Here is a 15,910-nt window from a genome sequence, read left to right as displayed (position 1 = left end):
CCGACTACTCAGCGTCAGCGCCGCAGAGCGCTGAGCGCCTTTCCGATCAACTGCTTGCGGTCGGCCGCGCCGGGCACATGCTCCAGGCCGAAGCCGATGAGCACGGTGTTCCGTGTGGTGATCGCGCCCGCGGACGGGAACAGGTCCTGGCTGCGGGCCCAGTTTCCGCGCAGCGCCGGGCTGCCGTCCGGCGGACCGGACGCCGTCCACGGCCCCAGCGAGGTCTCGAAGCCCTCGGCGCCCAGCTCACCGCCGCCGACGACCAGCTTGGTGTCGTCCACGAAGATGCCGCGGCCGCCGTCACCGGGGTCGGTGATGTACGAGACGGACACCTCGATCTGCTTGCCCGCGTACGCGCTCAGATCGAACGAGGCGGCCTTCCAGCCGTCGGATGCGCCGGTGAACGAGTTCCAGCTGCCGCTGGTGCCGCTCGGGGTGCAGGCGCTGGAGCCGACCGTGAGGTAGTGCCGCAGGAACGGGTGCTGGTTGACGTAGAAGCCCTCGTCGCACTGGGTCGGCACGGTGGTCTGCGTGCCGCCGTTGGCGTCCGGCAGCGTGGTCCAGTCGTCCTGGCCGACGGTGTGGACCTCGAAGACCGCGTTGTCGTAGCCGGGCTCGGTGTTGAAGCTGATCCGCAGGTTCATGGCGGGCTTGGCGGCTGCGCCGACGGCGGTCAGGTCGAGCGGACGGGACAGCCGCATCCAGGAACCGTTGCTGTGCGAGGCTGCCGCATACCACTGGCCCTCGTACGGCGAGAAGGGCATCCGGACACCCGGGTAGTCGCCCGCCGCCTTGCTGCGGAACTGCGGGAACTGTGCGGGCGGCAGCGTGTCCGAGGTGATCGTGTACGCCCCCGCGGCGTCCAGCGGGTTGTCCGGCGCACCGGCCAGCCCCGCGGATGCGCCGACAAGCCCTCCCGTACCCAGGAAGTTGTTCACTCCGGCCAGCGAGGCGCGGCCGGACGCACCGAGGTAGTACTGGGCGAAGTCGTCGCTCAGCGCACCGCCGAGGTTGGCGTTGCCGCCGGCCCGTTCACCGGTGGTGATGAGCTTGCCGCCTTCGTTGACGAACTCCCGCACGGCCTGGGTGGTGGCCCAGGAGGGGGCGGCCGCGCCGGTGTACCAGAGGGCCGTCCTGAAGTGGCTGAGCACGCCGAGCCGGTGCGGGGCGCCCTGCGTGGCGACGTCCCAGACAGCGGACCTGCGGCCGTTGTCGGCGAGTGCCTTGGTGTAGGCGGCGGTGTTCTTCGCCGGGGTGGTGCCACCCTCTTCGGCGATCACCAGCGTGTCGCCGCGCGGCCGTTCCGCGACCGTGTAGGTGAAGTGTTCGCTGGAGGTGGGGGTTCCGTCCCGTGTCTCACCGGTGAACCAGACCTCGACCTTGTCGCCGACGTCGCCGTCCTGGACCTTGGCGCGGTATTCGTCGAAGCGGATGTTGTCGTCGCCGCCGTAGGTCTCACCGCCCTTGAAGGGCCTCAGCGTCTGGTCGTGGACGGTGCCGCCGTTGACGCGGTACTTGAGCTCCTTGTCGCGTACGGACTTGCGGGCGGTGACGGCGACTTCCTGGTCGCCCCCGCGTGCGTAGGAGACGGTGAAGGGGTCGGGGGTGAAGTCCGCGGCCTTCAGACCGAGCGCGGAGGACGGCTGGTCGGGATGGGCGGAGGTTTCGGCGACGGAGAGCGCGAACGGGATGTTCTTGGCGAACTCCTGCTGGATCAGCTTCTCGTCGTCGGGGAAGGTGAAGACGGAGGCGCAGTCGGCCGCGTTCCACGTGTCGTTGGGGTCGACCCGGGAGGCGGTGGCGCAGGTCGACATCTCCGGGGTGTACATCATCATGCCGTTGACGTTGGCCGCGTGTCCGTCGGCCTCGCCGTTGGTGGTGTAGAGCTCGGAGGAGACCTGGGGGCGGTAGCCGGGGATCGCGGAGTTGCCGGGCGTACCGGCAAGCGACTTGTAGAGGACGTCGTCGGGGGTCGGGGTCGCGACCTGCCAGCCGACTCCGTAGAGCAGCAGTTCGGCGGCGGAGTGGTAGTTGATGCCGTACTCGAAGCCGATGCGCTTCTCGAAGGCGTCGAGTGCCCGGGTCTCGGGCTCGGAGGCCGGAGCGGTGCCTCGATAGGTCTCGTCGAACGGGTCCGGGGACGAGCCCTCGTTGTCGTAACCCCACTTGTAGGTGAAGTTGCGGTTGAGGTCGACGCCGTCGCCGGGGGCGATCTTCCCGTCACCGTTGTTGTCGTGGAGGTTCTTGCGCCACTGGCGCTCGGCGGTGCCGGTGAAGGTGTAGTCGTATCCGTCGGGGTTCGCGGAGAGCACGAACCACAGCTCGCCGGAGTCCACGATCTTGGTGATCCGCGGGTCCTTGCCGTAGTTCGCAAGGTAGTAGTGCATCAGCCGCCGGGTCATCTCCGGGGTGATCCACTCGCGGGCGTGCTGGTTGGACATGTACAGCGTGGCGGGCTTGGAGCCGTCCCGGTACTTCTTGGCGCCCTTGCTGACCTTGAGGGCGAGGATGTCCTGCCCCTTGAGGGTCTTGCCGATGCTGACGACTTTGGTGAGGGCGGGGTTGGCCTGTGCGGTGGCGAGGATCTCGCGCTGCAGGCCGCTCTCGCCGCTGTACGGGCGGAAGACGCCGTCGCCCGCGGCTGCCACGCGCTTCTGAGCCCTGGTCGAAAGAGTGTGCTCGGTGATACCGATGCCCTGCTCGCGCAGTTCACCGGCCTGCTTCTTGGTGAGGTAGAGCTCGACGGTGGCGGTGCCCTTGTCGGGCACCTGTTCGCTGAGCTCGTGACCGTCGGCGCCCGCCGCGAGGATCAACGGGACCTGGGCCTTGCTGACTTGGGCGTGCCATACGGAGAGTCCGTCGTCGCCGACGGGTTGCGCCTGGGCGAGCGGCACGGCTGCCAGTCCTGCTGTCAGCAGTGAAATAGCGGCGAGGATCGATCTCGCTCTGCGTCTCATAAGCCCCCCTTGCTGGTGTCTGCCAGGAAAGTGAACAGACGCCAGACTCATCACACCCCATGGTCATGTCAAGGCAGCCACGCCGGGCATACGAGTGCAACAAGCTGCTGCCGGTGTCCGTTGGACACCGGCAGCGGTGGAAAAGGCGGGTGACGCTACGTCAGCCGACGAGGCCGTCGGCCATCTCCTCGGTGAGATTGGATTCCGTACCGGGGATGCCGAGGTCCTGGGCCCGCTTGTCGGCCATCGCGAGCAGACGGCGGATACGGCCCGCGACCGCGTCCTTCGTCAGCGGCGGGTCGGCGAGCGCGCCCAGCTCCTCAAGGGACGCCTGCTTGTGTTCCATCCGCAGCCGGCCGGCCGCGGCGAGGTGCTCGGGCACCTCCTCGCCCAGGATCTCCAGCGCGCGCTGCACCCGGGCGCCCGCGGCGACGGCGGCGCGCGCCGAGCGACGCAGATTGGCGTCGTCGAAGTTGGCCAGGCGGTTGGCGGTGGCGCGCACCTCGCGCCGCATCCGCCGCTCCTCCCAGGCCAGTACGGACTCGTGCGCGCCCAGCCGGGTGAGCAGCGCGCCGATCGCGTCGCCGTCGCGGACAACCACGCGGTCCACGCCCCGCACCTCACGGGCCTTGGCGGCGATGGAGAGCCGGCGGGCCGCGCCGACCAGGGCGAGGGCGGCCTCCGGACCCGGGCAGGTCACCTCCAGCGAGGAGGAGCGGCCCGGCTCGGTCAGCGAGCCGTGTGCCAGGAACGCGCCGCGCCAGGCGGCCTCCGCGTCACACGTGGCGCCGGAGACGACCTGCGGCGGCAGCCCCCGGATCGGGCGGCCCCGACCGTCGACCAGACCGGTCTGGCGGGCCAGCTGGTCACCGCCCGCCACCACCCGTACGACGTAGCGCGAGCCCCGGCGCAGCCCCCCGGGCGCCATCACCATGAGCTCGGAGCCGTGCCCGAAGATCTCCAGGATGTCCCGCTTCAGCCGGCGCGCCGCGATTCCGGTGTCCAGCTCCGCCTCGATCACGATGCGGCCGCTCACCAGGTGAAGGCCGCCCGCGAACCGCAGGATCGCCGAGACCTCTGCCTTTCTGCAGCAGGTCCGGGTGACGGGAAGCCGGGAGATTTCGTCCTTCACCGCTGCCGTCATCGCCATGGGCCGATCCTTCCATGCATCCGAAAAATACGGTCGTACGCGGCGGCCAACAGCTCCGGGTCGTGCTTCGGAACGCCGTCGGTCGCGGCTACGGGGGCCAGCTCGACCGCGGCGCCGAACCGCTTTGCGGCTTCGGCGAGGGACTCGCGGTCGGGCACGGCGGCCTCGTCGGCCAGCACCACGTCCAGGGCGAGTTTAGGCGCGTGTCGTCCCAAAACCTCCAAATGACGCTGCGGTGAGAAGCCTTCTGTTTCACCGGGCTGGGGGGCGAGGTTGAGTGAGAGGACCCGGCGGGCCTTCGTCTCGACCAGCGCGTCGAGCAGCTCGGGCACCAGCAGATGCGGGATCACCGAGGAGAACCAGGAACCCGGGCCGAGCACCACCCAATCGGCGTCCAGGACGGCGGCGACGGCCTCCGGGACGGCGGGCGGGTCGTGCGGGACGAGGTGCACGGACTGCACCTCGCCCGGGGTGAGCGCCACGGTCGCCTGGCCGCGCACCGTGTCCACCTCGTCCGGGCGCGCCGGGTCGTGGCCCCGTACCAGCGCCTGCAGCTCAAGTGGCACGGCGGACATCGGCAGCACCCTGCCGTGGGCGCCGAGCAGCTTGCCGACCAGGTCCAGGGCCTGCACATGGTCGCCGAGCTGCTCCCACAGGGCGACGATCAGCAGATTGCCGACCGCGTGCTCGTGCAGCTCGCCCTGGGACTGGAAGCGGTGCTGGATCACCCGCGCCCAGGTCTGGCCCCAGTCGTCGTCGCCGCACAGCGCGGCCAGGGCCTTGCGCAGATCGCCGGGCGGCAGCACGCCGAGCTCCTCCCGGAGCCGGCCGCTGGAGCCGCCGTCGTCGGCGACGGTGACGACCGCGGTCAGGTCGCCGGTGATACGGCGCAGGGCCGTGAGCGACGCGGACAGGCCCATGCCGCCGCCGAGCGCGACGACCTTGGGCTGCGCGCCGCGTTTCCGTCCTGTCGGCGCGTGCGTGGTGGACCTGCGCAGCCGCCGCAGCCGGAGGTTACGTCCGGTCACTCGCGCCCCATGTCCCGGTGGACGACGACGGTCTCGATCCCGGCGGAGGAGAGCCGGGCGGCCAGCTTTTCGGACGTGGCGACGGACCGGTGCTTACCGCCGGTGCAACCGACAGCGACGGTCACATACCGCTTGCCCTCGCGGCGGTAGCCCGCGGCGATCAGCTGGAGCAGCTCGGTGTAGCGGTCGAGGAACTCCTTGGCGCCGGGCTGGTTGAAGACGTAGTTCGACACCTCTTCGTTGAGGCCGGTGAACGGGCGCAGCTCGGGCACCCAGTGCGGGTTCGGCAGGAAACGCATGTCGACCACGAGGTCCGCGTCCACGGGAAGTCCGTACTTGAAGCCGAACGACATCACCGTGGCGCGCAGCTCCGGCTCCTCGTCGCCCGCGAACTGGGCGTCCATCTTGGCGCGCAGTTCATGGACGTTGAGGCTGGAGGTGTCGATCACCAGGTCGGCGTCGCCGCGCAGCTCGCGCAGCAGATCGCGCTCGGCCGCGATGCCGTCGACGATCCGGCCGTCGCCCTGCAGCGGGTGCGGGCGGCGGACCGACTCGAAGCGGCGGACCAGGGCCTCGTCGGAGGACTCGAGGAAAACGATCCGCCGCGTGACCTGCTTGGTGTCCAGGTCGGCGAGGGACTCCCGGAGGTTGTCGAAGAACCGCCGGCCGCGTACGTCGACGACGACGGCGATCCGCGCGACATTGCCCTGCGAGCGGGCGCCGAGCTCCACCATGGTGGGGATCAGCGCGGGCGGCAGGTTGTCGACGACGAACCAGCCGAGGTCCTCCAGACACTTCGCGGCCGTGCTGCGCCCGGCGCCCGACATTCCGGAGATGATCACCAGCTCGGGGATGGCCGCCTCCGCGGCCCCGCCGGGCTCGATCGTGGTGCCCGTACTCACGTCTGCTGCTCCGTCTCCGTCGTGCTCAGTCATCTCGTGCTTCCCCCGTCGTTCTCTTCAATGATCTCTCCTGTTGCCGTATTCACGGCAGGGGCGGCCGGAGCCGCCTGGGCAAGGGCCACGACCACGGACTCTGCCGTCTTGCGGCCCATGCCGGGTACCTCGCAGATCTGCTCGATTGTCGCCTGCTTGAGCCGCTTCACCGAGCCGAAATGTTTGATCAGCGCCTGTTTCCGGGTCTCGCCGAGGCCGGGGACCGCGTCCAGCGGGCTGGTCCTGATGCGCTTGGTCCGCTTGGAGCGCTGGTAGCGGATGGCGAAGTCGTGAGCCGTGTCACGCACCCGCTGCAGGAGATACAGCCCCTCGCTGGAGCGCGGCAGGACCACCGGGTCGCTCTCGTGCGGCAGCCAGACCTCTTCGAGGCGCTTGGCGAGCCCGCAGACCGCGACATCGTCGATGCCGAGCTCGTCGAGGGCGCGCTGGGCGGCAGCCACCTGGGGCTGTCCGCCGTCGACCACGACGAGCTGCGGCGGATACGCGAAACGCTTGGGCTTTCCATCGTCCTCGGGGGCGTCCTCGCCGATCCACTCCCCCGTCTTGTCTTTTTCTGCGAGGTAGCGCCTGAAGCGGCGGGCGACCACCTCGTGCATGGACCGGACGTCGTCCTGCCCCTCGCCGTGCCAGATCTGCTCGTCTCCGACACGACCCTTGATCTGGAAGCGGCGGTACTCGCTCTTGCGCGCAAGCCCGTCCTCGAAGACCACCATGGAGGCCACGACGTCCTCGCCCTGGAGGTGCGAGATGTCGAAGCACTCGATCCGCAGCGGCGCGGAATCCAGGCCAAGGGCCTCGGCGATCTCCTCCAGCGCGCGGGAGCGGGTCGTGAGATCGCTGGCGCGCTTGGTCTTGTGCAGGACGAGTGCCTGCTGGGCATTGCGCTGGACCGTCTCCATGAGGTCCTTCTTGTCGCCGCGCTGCGGGATGCGCAGCGAGACGTTCGAGCCGCGGCGGCCGCTCAGCCACTGGCCGACCGCGCCGGTGTCCTCGGGGAGAGCGGGGACGAGGACCTCCTTGGGAACGGCGTCGCCGCTCTCCTCCCCGTACAGCTGCTGCAGCGCGTGCTCGACCAGGCCCGCGGTGTCGACGGCCTCGACCTTGTCGGTGACCCAGCCGCGCTGGCCGCGCACCCGGCCGCCGCGGACGTGGAAGATCTGTACGGCCGCTTCCAGCTCGTCCTCGGCGACGGCGATCAGATCGGCGTCGGTGGCGTCCGTGAGCACGACGGCGTTCTTCTCCAGGGCCCGCCTGAGGGCTTCTATGTCGTCGCGCAGCCTGGCCGCCTTCTCGTACTCCATCTCCTCGGCCGCCGCCATCATCTGCTTCTCCAGACGACGGATATAGGTGCCGGTGCGGCCGGCCATGAAGTCGCAGAACTCCTCGGCCAGTTCGCGGTGCTCCTCGGGGGTGACCCGGCCCACGCAGGGCGCCGAGCACTTGCCGATGTAGCCGAGCAGACAGGGGCGGCCCTTCTGCTGGTGGTTCCTGAAGACCCCGGCGGAGCAGGTGCGTACGGGAAAGACGCGCAGCATCAGGTCGACGGTCTCGCGGATGGCCCAGGCGTGGCCGTAGGGACCGAAGTAGCGCACGCCCTTCTTCTTGGCGCCGCGCATGACCTGGACCCGTGGGAAGTCCTCGTTGAGGGTGACCGCGAGATACGGATAGCTCTTGTCGTCCCGGTACTTGACGTTGAACCGGGGGTCGAACTCCTTGATCCAGGAGTACTCCAGCTGGAGCGCCTCGACCTCGGTGGCGACGACGGTCCACTCGACGGAGGCCGCCGTGGTGACCATCGTGCGGGTGCGCGGGTGCAGACTCGCCAGGTCCTGGAAGTAGTTGGCGAGCCGCTGGCGCAGGCTTTTTGCCTTCCCGACGTAGATCACCCGGCGGTGCTCGTCGCGGAATCTGTAGACCCCCGGCGAGTCGGGGATCTGTCCCGGCTTGGGGCGGTAGCTGGAGGGGTCTGCCATGCCGCCCAGCCTACTGGCGGGCGGTGACAGTGCGGACGCACGCCGGTGGTCTGGGGGCTCGGCCCCGGCCCCGGCCTCCTACGCCCTGGCGGTCGCCGGAGGGGCCAATTCGAGCCCGTCCGGCCATTGAGGACATAGTGAGGGCATGCGGCCGAAGGTCGCACACGGGGGCCGGGGCGGAGCCCCGGACGGTCAGGCCCGGCGGCGCCGGATCGCCGTACCGATCAGGGCCAGCACGGCGAGCGCACCCGCGCCAGCCGTCGCCGCGGCGGCCGTGATCGCCGGGTCGTCGTGCGGCGTCGCAGCAGGCGGTGCGTAGCCGCCCGCGCTGCCCTTCTTCGCGTACGCAGAGCCGGGGAGCTTGTCCGCGTACGCGGCCCGGACCCGGGCCCCGTAGGCGGCGAGCGTGGTGCCGCGGCTGCCCACCGCCCGTATCGCGTCCGCGTCGAGCGGTAGCACCCGCGTGCCCTTGGCGACGTACCAGGCGTCGATCTGCGGTTCGCGGAATACCGTGCCGCCGGGGAGCTTCCGGGTGCCCAGCTGTGTGTACCGGAACTCGTCATCGCCGGTGGCGATGTTGACCACCTGCCACTTCCCGCCCTGGCGGGCCGTCCACAGCGAGGCCTGCTGGCCGTCCGACGAGACCGCCCTGGTGGCCAGGAACTCGGTCCGGGCGACGGCGGCGCCCGGCTTCCCGCTCACGAACTCGGGCGCGAGCGTGTAGACGGGGACGGTCTCGCCCTCGACGCGGGGTGCGGCCGCCGCCATGGTGACGGCACCGTCGCGGGCGAAGAAACGGGACAGGGTCTGGGCGGTCGCGGGGGCCATGGCCGCGCGCCGGGCTGCCGCCCGGTCCGCCGCGGAGGGGTCCCCTACGGTGCCGGCTGCGGTGGCAGTGCCGATCGCGCCGAGGGAGAAACAGGCCGCGACCGCGGCGGTGACCGCGGCCCGTGCGGTTCTCTTCATCGCGTTCATCGCGCGCTCACGCCCCGATCCGGTAGAGCGAGTGGGTCCAGGAGAAGGAGTCGTTGCCGACGTACCAGGCGTGGGAGGCCCAGTTGTAGCGGTAGCTGGAGGGCCATGGATCGCCCCAGTAGACCCAGCTGTTGGCGGTGTCGTAGCCGTAGATCACGTGCATGTGCCCGCCGCCGCTCGACCACTGGATGCGGGACTCGATGGGGCGGCCCGCGTCGATCTCGGTCTGGACGGTCGGGTACTGCAGCCAACCGGTGACGTACGAACCCGAGTTGATGCCGGCCCAGTTCAGTGCGTTCTGGACATTGCCGAGCGTGGCCTGCGAGTTGGGGCACTCGCTGCCCTGCGCCCGGTTGAAGGCGGCGTTGCAGAACTGGTTCTGGGAGTAGTTGCGGCCGTAGTACGTGGCGATGGTGTTGCCACTGGCCGCCCAGCACCAGTTGGTCTTCTGCTGCTCCTGCATGGTGATGCCGAGGCGATTCCAGGCGAAGGCGGCGGCCGAGGCATGGGTCGGTGCGACAGGGGCAGGGGCGTCGACCGCGGCGGCGGCCGGTGCGGCGGCGGCCGTCGGCCCGGTGAGTGTCGTCAGGGTGGTCAGGGTGAGTAGTGCGGCGAAGAGGGCGGCTGCGGCTGGAAGCCGTCTCTTGGTCTTGCGCATCGCGTTCCTCCCGATGAGGTGGGGGTGGAAGGATCGCGTCCGGACGCTGCGGATGAGCATCAGTCCTTGTCGAGCGCAGGTCAACACGCTTCAATGCGGGGTGACAGGGCCCTGTGAACACGGTGGCCGGAATGTGAACACCTCCGTCCCGCTCCACCAGGACGCCTGTCGCCGCCCACCCTCAGCGGCTCGGCCCTCGCCGTGAACGTTCACTCGCATCTGCCGTCCCATCAGTCGCTGGAGGAACAATGGGGCACACCGAGGCCGATCTGGCACAGGTGCTGCACACCGGCCCGTTCCATCTGGCGCTGCGTGCGGCCCTCGCGGTGCGCGGACTGCCGCTCCAGCGCGTCCAGCACCATCTCGCACACCGCGGTATCAAGGTCGGTGTGACCAGCCTCAGTTACTGGCAGCAGGGTGCGCGCCGTCCGCAGCGCCCCGAGTCGCTGCGCGCCGTGCGAGCCCTTGAGGACGTACTCGAACTGCCGGGGAACTCACTGATCCGGCTGCTCGACGTCGGCGAAGGCAGCGCGCGCGGCGATGTCGAGCGCCCCGCCGCCCGCTCGTACCGCTCACTGACGGAGGCCTCCGGCGCGGTGGAGCAGCTGCTCCACGAGCTGGAGTCGCCGGCCGACGGCGGGCTGCACACGGTGGGCCACCACGAGCGGGTACGGATCGGGGCGGGGCGGGAGCTGATGGGACGCGACTCGGCCCAGGTCGTGCGCGCCCACCGCGACGGCATCGACCGCTATCTGGCCATCCACCACGGCGACCCGGGCTGCGACCCCGCGCGGGTGGAGGTGAGCGCCCTGGAGAACTGCCGCACGGGGCGGGTGCGATGGCATCGCCAGACCGGGGTGCTGATCGCGGAGCTGCTCTTCGACGCCAGGCTGCGCGCGGGTGAGACGTATTTCTTCGGCTACGGCTTCGAGGACGGGACCGGCGGGCCGAGCGGTGAGTATGTGCGCGGCTTCAACTTTGCCGGTGGTCAGTACGTACTGCAGGTGCGCTTCGACGAGGGCGCGCTGCCCGTACGGTGCCGGCGGTTCGCCCAGGCCACGACGGGGGTGCCGCGCGGGGCCCGGACGGATCTGACGCTGAGCGGCAGGCATCGCACGGTCCATCTGGTGGAGCAGGGGGTACGGCCGGGGATCCTGGGGATCGACTGGGACTGGGAGTGAGGCGCGGCTCTATGTTTGGGGGCCGGCGACGAGGTTGCCGCCCTCCGCCGTGATCGGGACCTCGGGGAGCGGCACGGTCGCCGGGCCCCTGACCGCCTTGCCGGTGGTCACGTCGAAGCGGCTGCCGTGGCAGGGGCAGTTCCCCTCCGTGCCCTCCAGCTTGTCCAGGACGCAGCCCGCGTGTGTGCACTGCGCGCTGAACGCCTTGTACTGACCCTCGGCCGGGCAGCTCACGACGAGACGCTGCTCGCGGTAGAGCTTCGCGCCGCCGACCGGGACAGCGTCGGCCGCACCCAGCTCTACGGGCGCGGTCGGGGTGGGGTTCTGGGCGTGACCGAGCTTCGAATCGGTGGAGCAGGCGGCGACCCCCAGCCCGGCGGCCCCGGCGAGGGCGGCGCCTTTCAGCACGGTACGGCGGGCGGCTGGCTGGCCGGACATGGGGAACTCCACGGTTCAGTGCGTCTGGGCGGGGTGCGTGTCGCTGACAGACCCGACGATACCGGCGGAGATCGGCGGCCCGGAGAGCGGGCCCCTGTCGCCGCCCGGAGGCTATGGGTTACGTTCGGGCCGTGATCGTCGTCGCCGGAGAATCCTTGATCGACCTGGTCCCGCAGGGGGACGGCGCGCCCCTGCCGGCGCTGCTGCCGCGGCTCGGCGGCGGGCCGTACAACACGGCTGTCGCGCTCGGGCGGCTGGGCGCATCGGTCGGGTTCTGCTCCCGTGTCTCGACGGACGGCTTCGGCGACGCGCTGCTGGCCGGGCTGCGTACGGCGGGGGTCGAAACCTCTCTCGTACAGCGCGGCCCCGAGCCGACCACACTGGCCGTCGCGACCATAGGTGCGGACGGCTCCGCCCACTACGGCTTCTATGCGCAGGGCAGCGCCGACCGGCTCTTCGAGCTGCCGCCGCAACTGCCCGAGTCGGTACGGGCACTGGCATTCGGGACCTGCTCGCTGGTGCTGGAGCCGGGCGCGACTGCGTACGAGGCGCTGCTGCGACGGGAGGCGGGGCGCGGGGTCTTCACCCTGCTCGACCCGAACATCAGAGCCGGTCTGATCCAGGACGCGGACGTGTATCGGGCGCGGTTCGCCGACTGGCTGCCGTATGTGTCACTGCTGAAGCTCTCGGAGGACGACGCCGAGTGGCTCGGCGGTGTGCCCGAGGGGCCCGCGGCGGTGGTGCTCACGCGGGGCGGGGAGGGTCTTACGGTACGGACGCGGTCCGGCCTTGAGGTCTCGGTCCCGGCCACGCCCGTGACCGTCGCGGACACGATCGGAGCGGGCGACACGGTGAACGCGGCGCTGCTGCAAGGCCTTGCCGCCCGGGACGCGCTGTCGGCGGATGCGCTGGGTGAGCTGGGCGCGGACGGGTGGCGCGAGGTGCTGGGCCTGGCGTGCCGTGCGGCGGCGGTGACGTGCTCCCGGACGGGTGCGGAGCCGCCGTACGCGTGGGAGCTGTCTTAGCCCCACCCTGCCCCCTTTCCCGCTATGACACTTTGCGGCTCCGCCGCGTGGTGGGGGGCAAGACCCCAGACGGTCCCCCTACGCCCTTCGGGCGTGTCTCAGTCCCCCCGGACTTCGTCCGGGGGACCCCCAGACGGGCTGAAATTCAGCCCCTCCGGCGATTGAGGAGTGGGGGTCCCCCCACGCCCGCAGGGCGTAGGGGGAGGGTCCGGGGCGGAGCCCCGGTTACGGGATGGGGGTACTCCCCCTGGCTGCGCCGGGGGCACCCCCACCCAGGCGAAGCTCTGGGGGAGGGCGGGGCGGGGAGGGGAGGGGAGGGGAGGGGAGGGGAGGGGAGGGGAAAAACGCCCCGCGCAGCGGACCCGGCTGCGGCCGGGCTCAGGCCTTGCGGGCCCGGGCCGTCCTGGCCGTGGCCGTCTTCTTCGTCGGGGCCGCCTTCGCCGCGACCGTGTTCTTCACCGCGGCCGTCTTCTTCGCCGCCGCCTTCCTCGGCGCCTTCCGCGCCGCCGGCACCACCGCGTCGCTGATCCGCTCCACGTCCAGGATGTCCCGCAGGAACTTGCCGGTGTGACTGGCCGGCACCCCCGCGACCTGCTCCGGGCTGCCCTCGGCGATGACCAGACCGCCGCCGTTGCCGCCCTCCGGGCCCATGTCGATGACCCAGTCCGCGGTCTTGATGACGTCCAGGTTGTGCTCGATGACGACGACCGTGTTGCCCTTGTCGACCAGCCCGGACAGCACCTTGATCAACTTGCTGATGTCCTCGAAGTGCAGACCCGTCGTCGGCTCGTCCAGGACGTAGACCGTGCGTCCTGTGGAGCGCTTCTGGAGCTCCGAGGCCAGCTTCACCCGCTGGGCCTCACCGCCCGAGAGCGTCGGCGCCGACTGGCCGAGCCGGACATAGCCCAGACCCACCTCGTGAAGGGTCTTCAGATGGCGGGCGATCGTCGGGACGGCCCCGAAGAAGTCCAGCGCCTCCTCGATCGGCATGTCCAGCACCTCGGCGATGGACTTGCCCTTGTAGTGGACCTCCAGCGTCTCCCGGTTGTAGCGCGCCCCGTGGCACACCTCGCACGGGACGTACACGTCCGGCAGGAAGTTCATCTCGATCTTGATGGTGCCGTCGCCGGAGCAGTTCTCACAGCGGCCGCCCTTGACGTTGAAGGAGAACCGGCCGGGCAGATAGCCCCGGACCTTCGCCTCCATCGTCTCCGCGAAGAGCTTGCGGACATGATCGAAGACGCCGGTGTACGTCGCCGGGTTGGACCGCGGCGTACGGCCGATGGGCGACTGGTCGACATGCACCACCTTGTCCACGAGGTCGTCGCCGTCGACCCGGGTGTGGCGGCCCGGCACCGACTTCGCGCCGTTCAGCTCGCGGGCGAGGTGGGTGTAGAGGATGTCGTTGACCAGCGTCGACTTGCCGGAGCCCGAGACGCCCGTGACCGCCGTGAGCACGCCGAGCGGGAACGACACGTCGATGTCGCGCAGATTGTTCTCCCGGGCGCCGTGAACGGTGAGCTGCCGCCCGGGGTCCACCGGCCGCCGGATGTCGGGCGTCGCGATGGACCTCTTCCGCGCGAGGTATTGCCCGGTCATCGACTCCTTGTTGGCCAGCAGTTCCTTCAAGGGGCCGGAGTGCACGACCTTGCCGCCGTGCTCACCGGCGCCCGGGCCGATGTCGACGACCCAGTCGGCCACCTTGATGGTGTCCTCGTCGTGCTCGACGACGATCAGCGTGTTGCCCATGTCGCGCAGGCGGACAAGGGTCTCGATGAGCCGGTGGTTGTCGCGCTGGTGCAGTCCGATCGACGGCTCGTCCAGCACGTACAACACGCCGACCAGGCCGGAGCCGATCTGCGTCGCGAGCCGGATGCGTTGCGCCTCGCCGCCGGAGAGCGTGCCCGCCGCGCGGTTCAGCGAGAGGTAGTCGAGGCCCACGTCGACCAGGAACTTCAGCCGTTCGTTGACCTCCTTGAGCACCCGCTCGGCGATCTTCTTGTCGCGGGCGTTGAGCCTCAGCTCGCCGAGGAACTCCGCGCACTCGCTGATCGACATCGCGGCGACCTCGGCGATGGACTTCTCCATCACAGTGACCGCGAGAACGATCGGCTTCAGCCGGGTGCCCTCACAGGTGGGGCAGGGCACCTCACGCATATAGCCCTCGAAGCGCTCCCTGCTGGAGTCGCTCTCGGCCTCGCTGTGCCGCCGCTTGACGAACTGCACGGCCCCTTCGAAGGCAGGCGAGATGTACGCCCGCTCCCGTCCGTACCGATTGCGGTAGCGGACCTCGACCTGGGTCTTGTGTCCGTACAGCAGGGCCTTCTTGGCGCGCTGCGGCAGCCCGGCCCAGGGCATGTCGGTGGCGAAGCCGAGGGCCTCGGCGAGTCCGCCGATCAGCCGCCCGAAGTACTCCTTGGTGTGGCCGTGCGACCAGGGGTGGATCGCCCCCTCGTCGAGGGACCTCTCCTCGTCCGGGACGATCAGCTCGGGATCCACCTCCATGCGCGTGCCGATGCCGGTGCAGTCCGGGCAGGCGCCGAAGGGAGAGTTGAAGGAGAAGGAGCGGGGCTCCAGCTCCTCGAAGGACAGGTCGTCGTACGGGCAGTACAGATGCTCCGAGTACATCCGCTCGCGCTCGGGGTCGTCCTCGGGGAGATCGACGAAGTCCAGGACGACCATGCCGCCGGAGAGGCCGAGGGCGGTCTCCACGGAGTCCGTCAGGCGCCGCTTGGCGGAGTCCTTCACGGTGAGGCGGTCGACGACCACCTCGATGGTGTGCTTCTCCTGCTTCTTCAGCGTGGGCGGCTCGGCGAGCTGGATCGTCTGTCCGTCGACCCGCGCCCGGCTGTAGCCCTTGGTCTGGAGATCGGCGAAGAGATCGACGAACTCTCCCTTGCGCTCGCGCACGAGGGGCGAGAGGACCTGGAAACGGCTGCCCTCGGGCAGCTCCAGGACCTTGTCGACGATGGCCTGCGGCGACTGGCGCGAGATGGGCCGGCCGCACTCGGGGCAGTGCGGCTTGCCGATGCGGGCGAACAGCAGCCGGAGGTAGTCGTAGACCTCGGTGATGGTGCCGACCGTCGAGCGCGGGTTGCGCGAGGTCGACTTCTGGTCGATGGAGACGGCGGGCGACAGACCCTCGATGAAGTCGACGTCCGGCTTGTCCATCTGGCCGAGGAACTGCCGGGCGTACGAAGAGAGCGATTCGACGTACCGACGCTGACCCTCGGCGAAGATCGTGTCGAACGCGAGGGACGACTTGCCCGACCCCGAGAGCCCGGTGAAGACGATGAGGGAGTCACGCGGGAGGTCGAGCGAGACGTTCTTGAGATTGTGTTCGCGAGCGCCACGGACGATGAGACGGTCGGCCACGCCGGTCCGCACCTTTCTTGAGAGAAGCGGGGGCACAGCCCCCGTCCCAGACTCTTCCAGCCTATGGGGGGCCGCCAGATCGATGAATGCCTAACAACCAAGGATGCCTCCACTGAGCCTATAGCACGCGCATTCGATTTCCGGCCGCCGCCTGACACCTTCACCCGATCGTGTGGCGGGACTATCGTCGGCCC

Annotated in this window: 11 protein-coding genes; 2 read left to right on the top strand and 9 right to left on the bottom strand. The window is 70.1% G+C overall.

The window, feature by feature from the left end; translation table 11 throughout:
* Positions 1-14: 14 nt before the first annotated feature.
* The 7 genes from OG729_RS30175 to OG729_RS30145 all read right to left on the bottom strand — a co-directional run bounded on the left by OG729_RS30175 (position 15) and on the right by OG729_RS30145 (position 9,697).
* Positions 15-2,957 carry a M14 family zinc carboxypeptidase gene (locus OG729_RS30175; protein WP_405809033.1) on the bottom strand — a complete coding sequence of 981 codons (2,943 nt, stop codon included), beginning with the start codon at positions 2,955-2,957 and terminating at the stop codon, positions 15-17.
* Between the two features lie 160 nt (positions 2,958-3,117).
* A complete protein-coding gene (whiA, locus tag OG729_RS30170) occupies positions 3,118-4,107 on the bottom strand; it encodes a DNA-binding protein WhiA (RefSeq protein ID WP_360873779.1) in 990 nt (329 codons plus the stop codon).
* Positions 4,098-5,135 (bottom strand): uridine diphosphate-N-acetylglucosamine-binding protein YvcK, encoded by a 1,038-nt coding sequence (yvcK, locus tag OG729_RS30165; protein ID WP_360873782.1) that lies wholly within the window; start codon positions 5,133-5,135, stop codon positions 4,098-4,100. Before yvcK ends, whiA begins: the two co-directional genes overlap by 10 nt.
* Positions 5,132-6,070 (bottom strand): RNase adapter RapZ, encoded by a 939-nt coding sequence (rapZ, locus tag OG729_RS30160; protein WP_360873785.1) that lies wholly within the window; start codon positions 6,068-6,070, stop codon positions 5,132-5,134. The genes yvcK and rapZ overlap by 4 nt, the downstream gene beginning before the upstream one ends.
* Positions 6,067-8,064 (bottom strand): excinuclease ABC subunit UvrC, encoded by a 1,998-nt coding sequence (gene uvrC / locus OG729_RS30155; protein WP_360873788.1) that lies wholly within the window; start codon positions 8,062-8,064, stop codon positions 6,067-6,069. The genes rapZ and uvrC overlap by 4 nt, the downstream gene beginning before the upstream one ends.
* A gap of 192 nt (positions 8,065-8,256) precedes the next feature.
* A complete protein-coding gene (locus OG729_RS30150; protein ID WP_405809031.1) occupies positions 8,257-9,039 on the bottom strand; it encodes a hypothetical protein in 783 nt (260 codons plus the stop codon).
* 7 nt (positions 9,040-9,046) lie between these two features.
* Positions 9,047-9,697, bottom strand: coding sequence for a papain-like cysteine protease family protein (locus OG729_RS30145; protein ID WP_360873794.1), 651 nt, complete (start codon positions 9,695-9,697; stop codon positions 9,047-9,049).
* A gap of 248 nt (positions 9,698-9,945) precedes the next feature.
* Between OG729_RS30145 and OG729_RS30140 the strand changes: the two genes are divergently transcribed.
* Positions 9,946-10,878 (top strand): hypothetical protein, encoded by a 933-nt coding sequence (locus OG729_RS30140; RefSeq protein ID WP_360873797.1) that lies wholly within the window; start codon positions 9,946-9,948, stop codon positions 10,876-10,878.
* 9 nt (positions 10,879-10,887) lie between these two features.
* Here OG729_RS30140 and OG729_RS30135 read toward each other — a convergent pair whose 3' ends face one another.
* Positions 10,888-11,316 (bottom strand): Rieske (2Fe-2S) protein, encoded by a 429-nt coding sequence (locus tag OG729_RS30135; protein WP_405809029.1) that lies wholly within the window; start codon positions 11,314-11,316, stop codon positions 10,888-10,890.
* A gap of 131 nt (positions 11,317-11,447) precedes the next feature.
* On the opposite strand from OG729_RS30135, the gene OG729_RS30130 reads away from it, so the two are divergent.
* The gene (locus OG729_RS30130; protein ID WP_405809028.1) at positions 11,448-12,341 is read left to right on the top strand and encodes a carbohydrate kinase; all 894 of its coding nucleotides are present in this window, start codon (positions 11,448-11,450) and stop codon (positions 12,339-12,341) included.
* Positions 12,342-12,719: 378 nt separating this feature from the next.
* Here OG729_RS30130 and uvrA read toward each other — a convergent pair whose 3' ends face one another.
* Positions 12,720-15,716: an excinuclease ABC subunit UvrA gene (gene uvrA / locus OG729_RS30125; RefSeq protein WP_360873806.1), complete on the bottom strand. Its 2,997-nt coding sequence runs from the start codon at positions 15,714-15,716 to the stop codon at positions 12,720-12,722.
* Positions 15,717-15,910: the final 194 nt, after the last annotated feature.

This window comes from Streptomyces sp. NBC_00210 (assembly GCF_045160975.1).
Taxonomy (GTDB): domain Bacteria; phylum Actinomycetota; class Actinomycetes; order Streptomycetales; family Streptomycetaceae; genus Streptomyces.
Note: the sequence above shows the minus strand (reverse complement) of the source record. Positions and strands in the feature narration are given on the sequence as shown.

Bases quoted from the DNA above. Each gene is read 5' to 3' on its own strand.
- OG729_RS30175 (WP_405809033.1), bottom strand. From the start codon at position 2,957: ATGAGACGCAGAGCGAGATCGATCCTCGCCGCTATTTCACTGCTGACA.
- whiA (WP_360873779.1), bottom strand. From the start codon at position 4,107: ATGGCGATGACGGCAGCGGTGAAGGACGAAATCTCCCGGCTTCCCGTC.
- rapZ (WP_360873785.1), bottom strand. From the start codon at position 6,070: ATGACTGAGCACGACGGAGACGGAGCAGCAGACGTGAGTACGGGCACC.
- uvrC (WP_360873788.1), bottom strand. From the start codon at position 8,064: ATGGCAGACCCCTCCAGCTACCGCCCCAAGCCGGGACAGATCCCCGAC.
- OG729_RS30150 (WP_405809031.1), bottom strand. From the start codon at position 9,039: ATGAACGCGATGAAGAGAACCGCACGGGCCGCGGTCACCGCCGCGGTC.
- OG729_RS30145 (WP_360873794.1), bottom strand. From the start codon at position 9,697: ATGCGCAAGACCAAGAGACGGCTTCCAGCCGCAGCCGCCCTCTTCGCC.
- OG729_RS30140 (WP_360873797.1), top strand. From the start codon at position 9,946: ATGGGGCACACCGAGGCCGATCTGGCACAGGTGCTGCACACCGGCCCG.
- OG729_RS30135 (WP_405809029.1), bottom strand. From the start codon at position 11,316: ATGTCCGGCCAGCCAGCCGCCCGCCGTACCGTGCTGAAAGGCGCCGCC.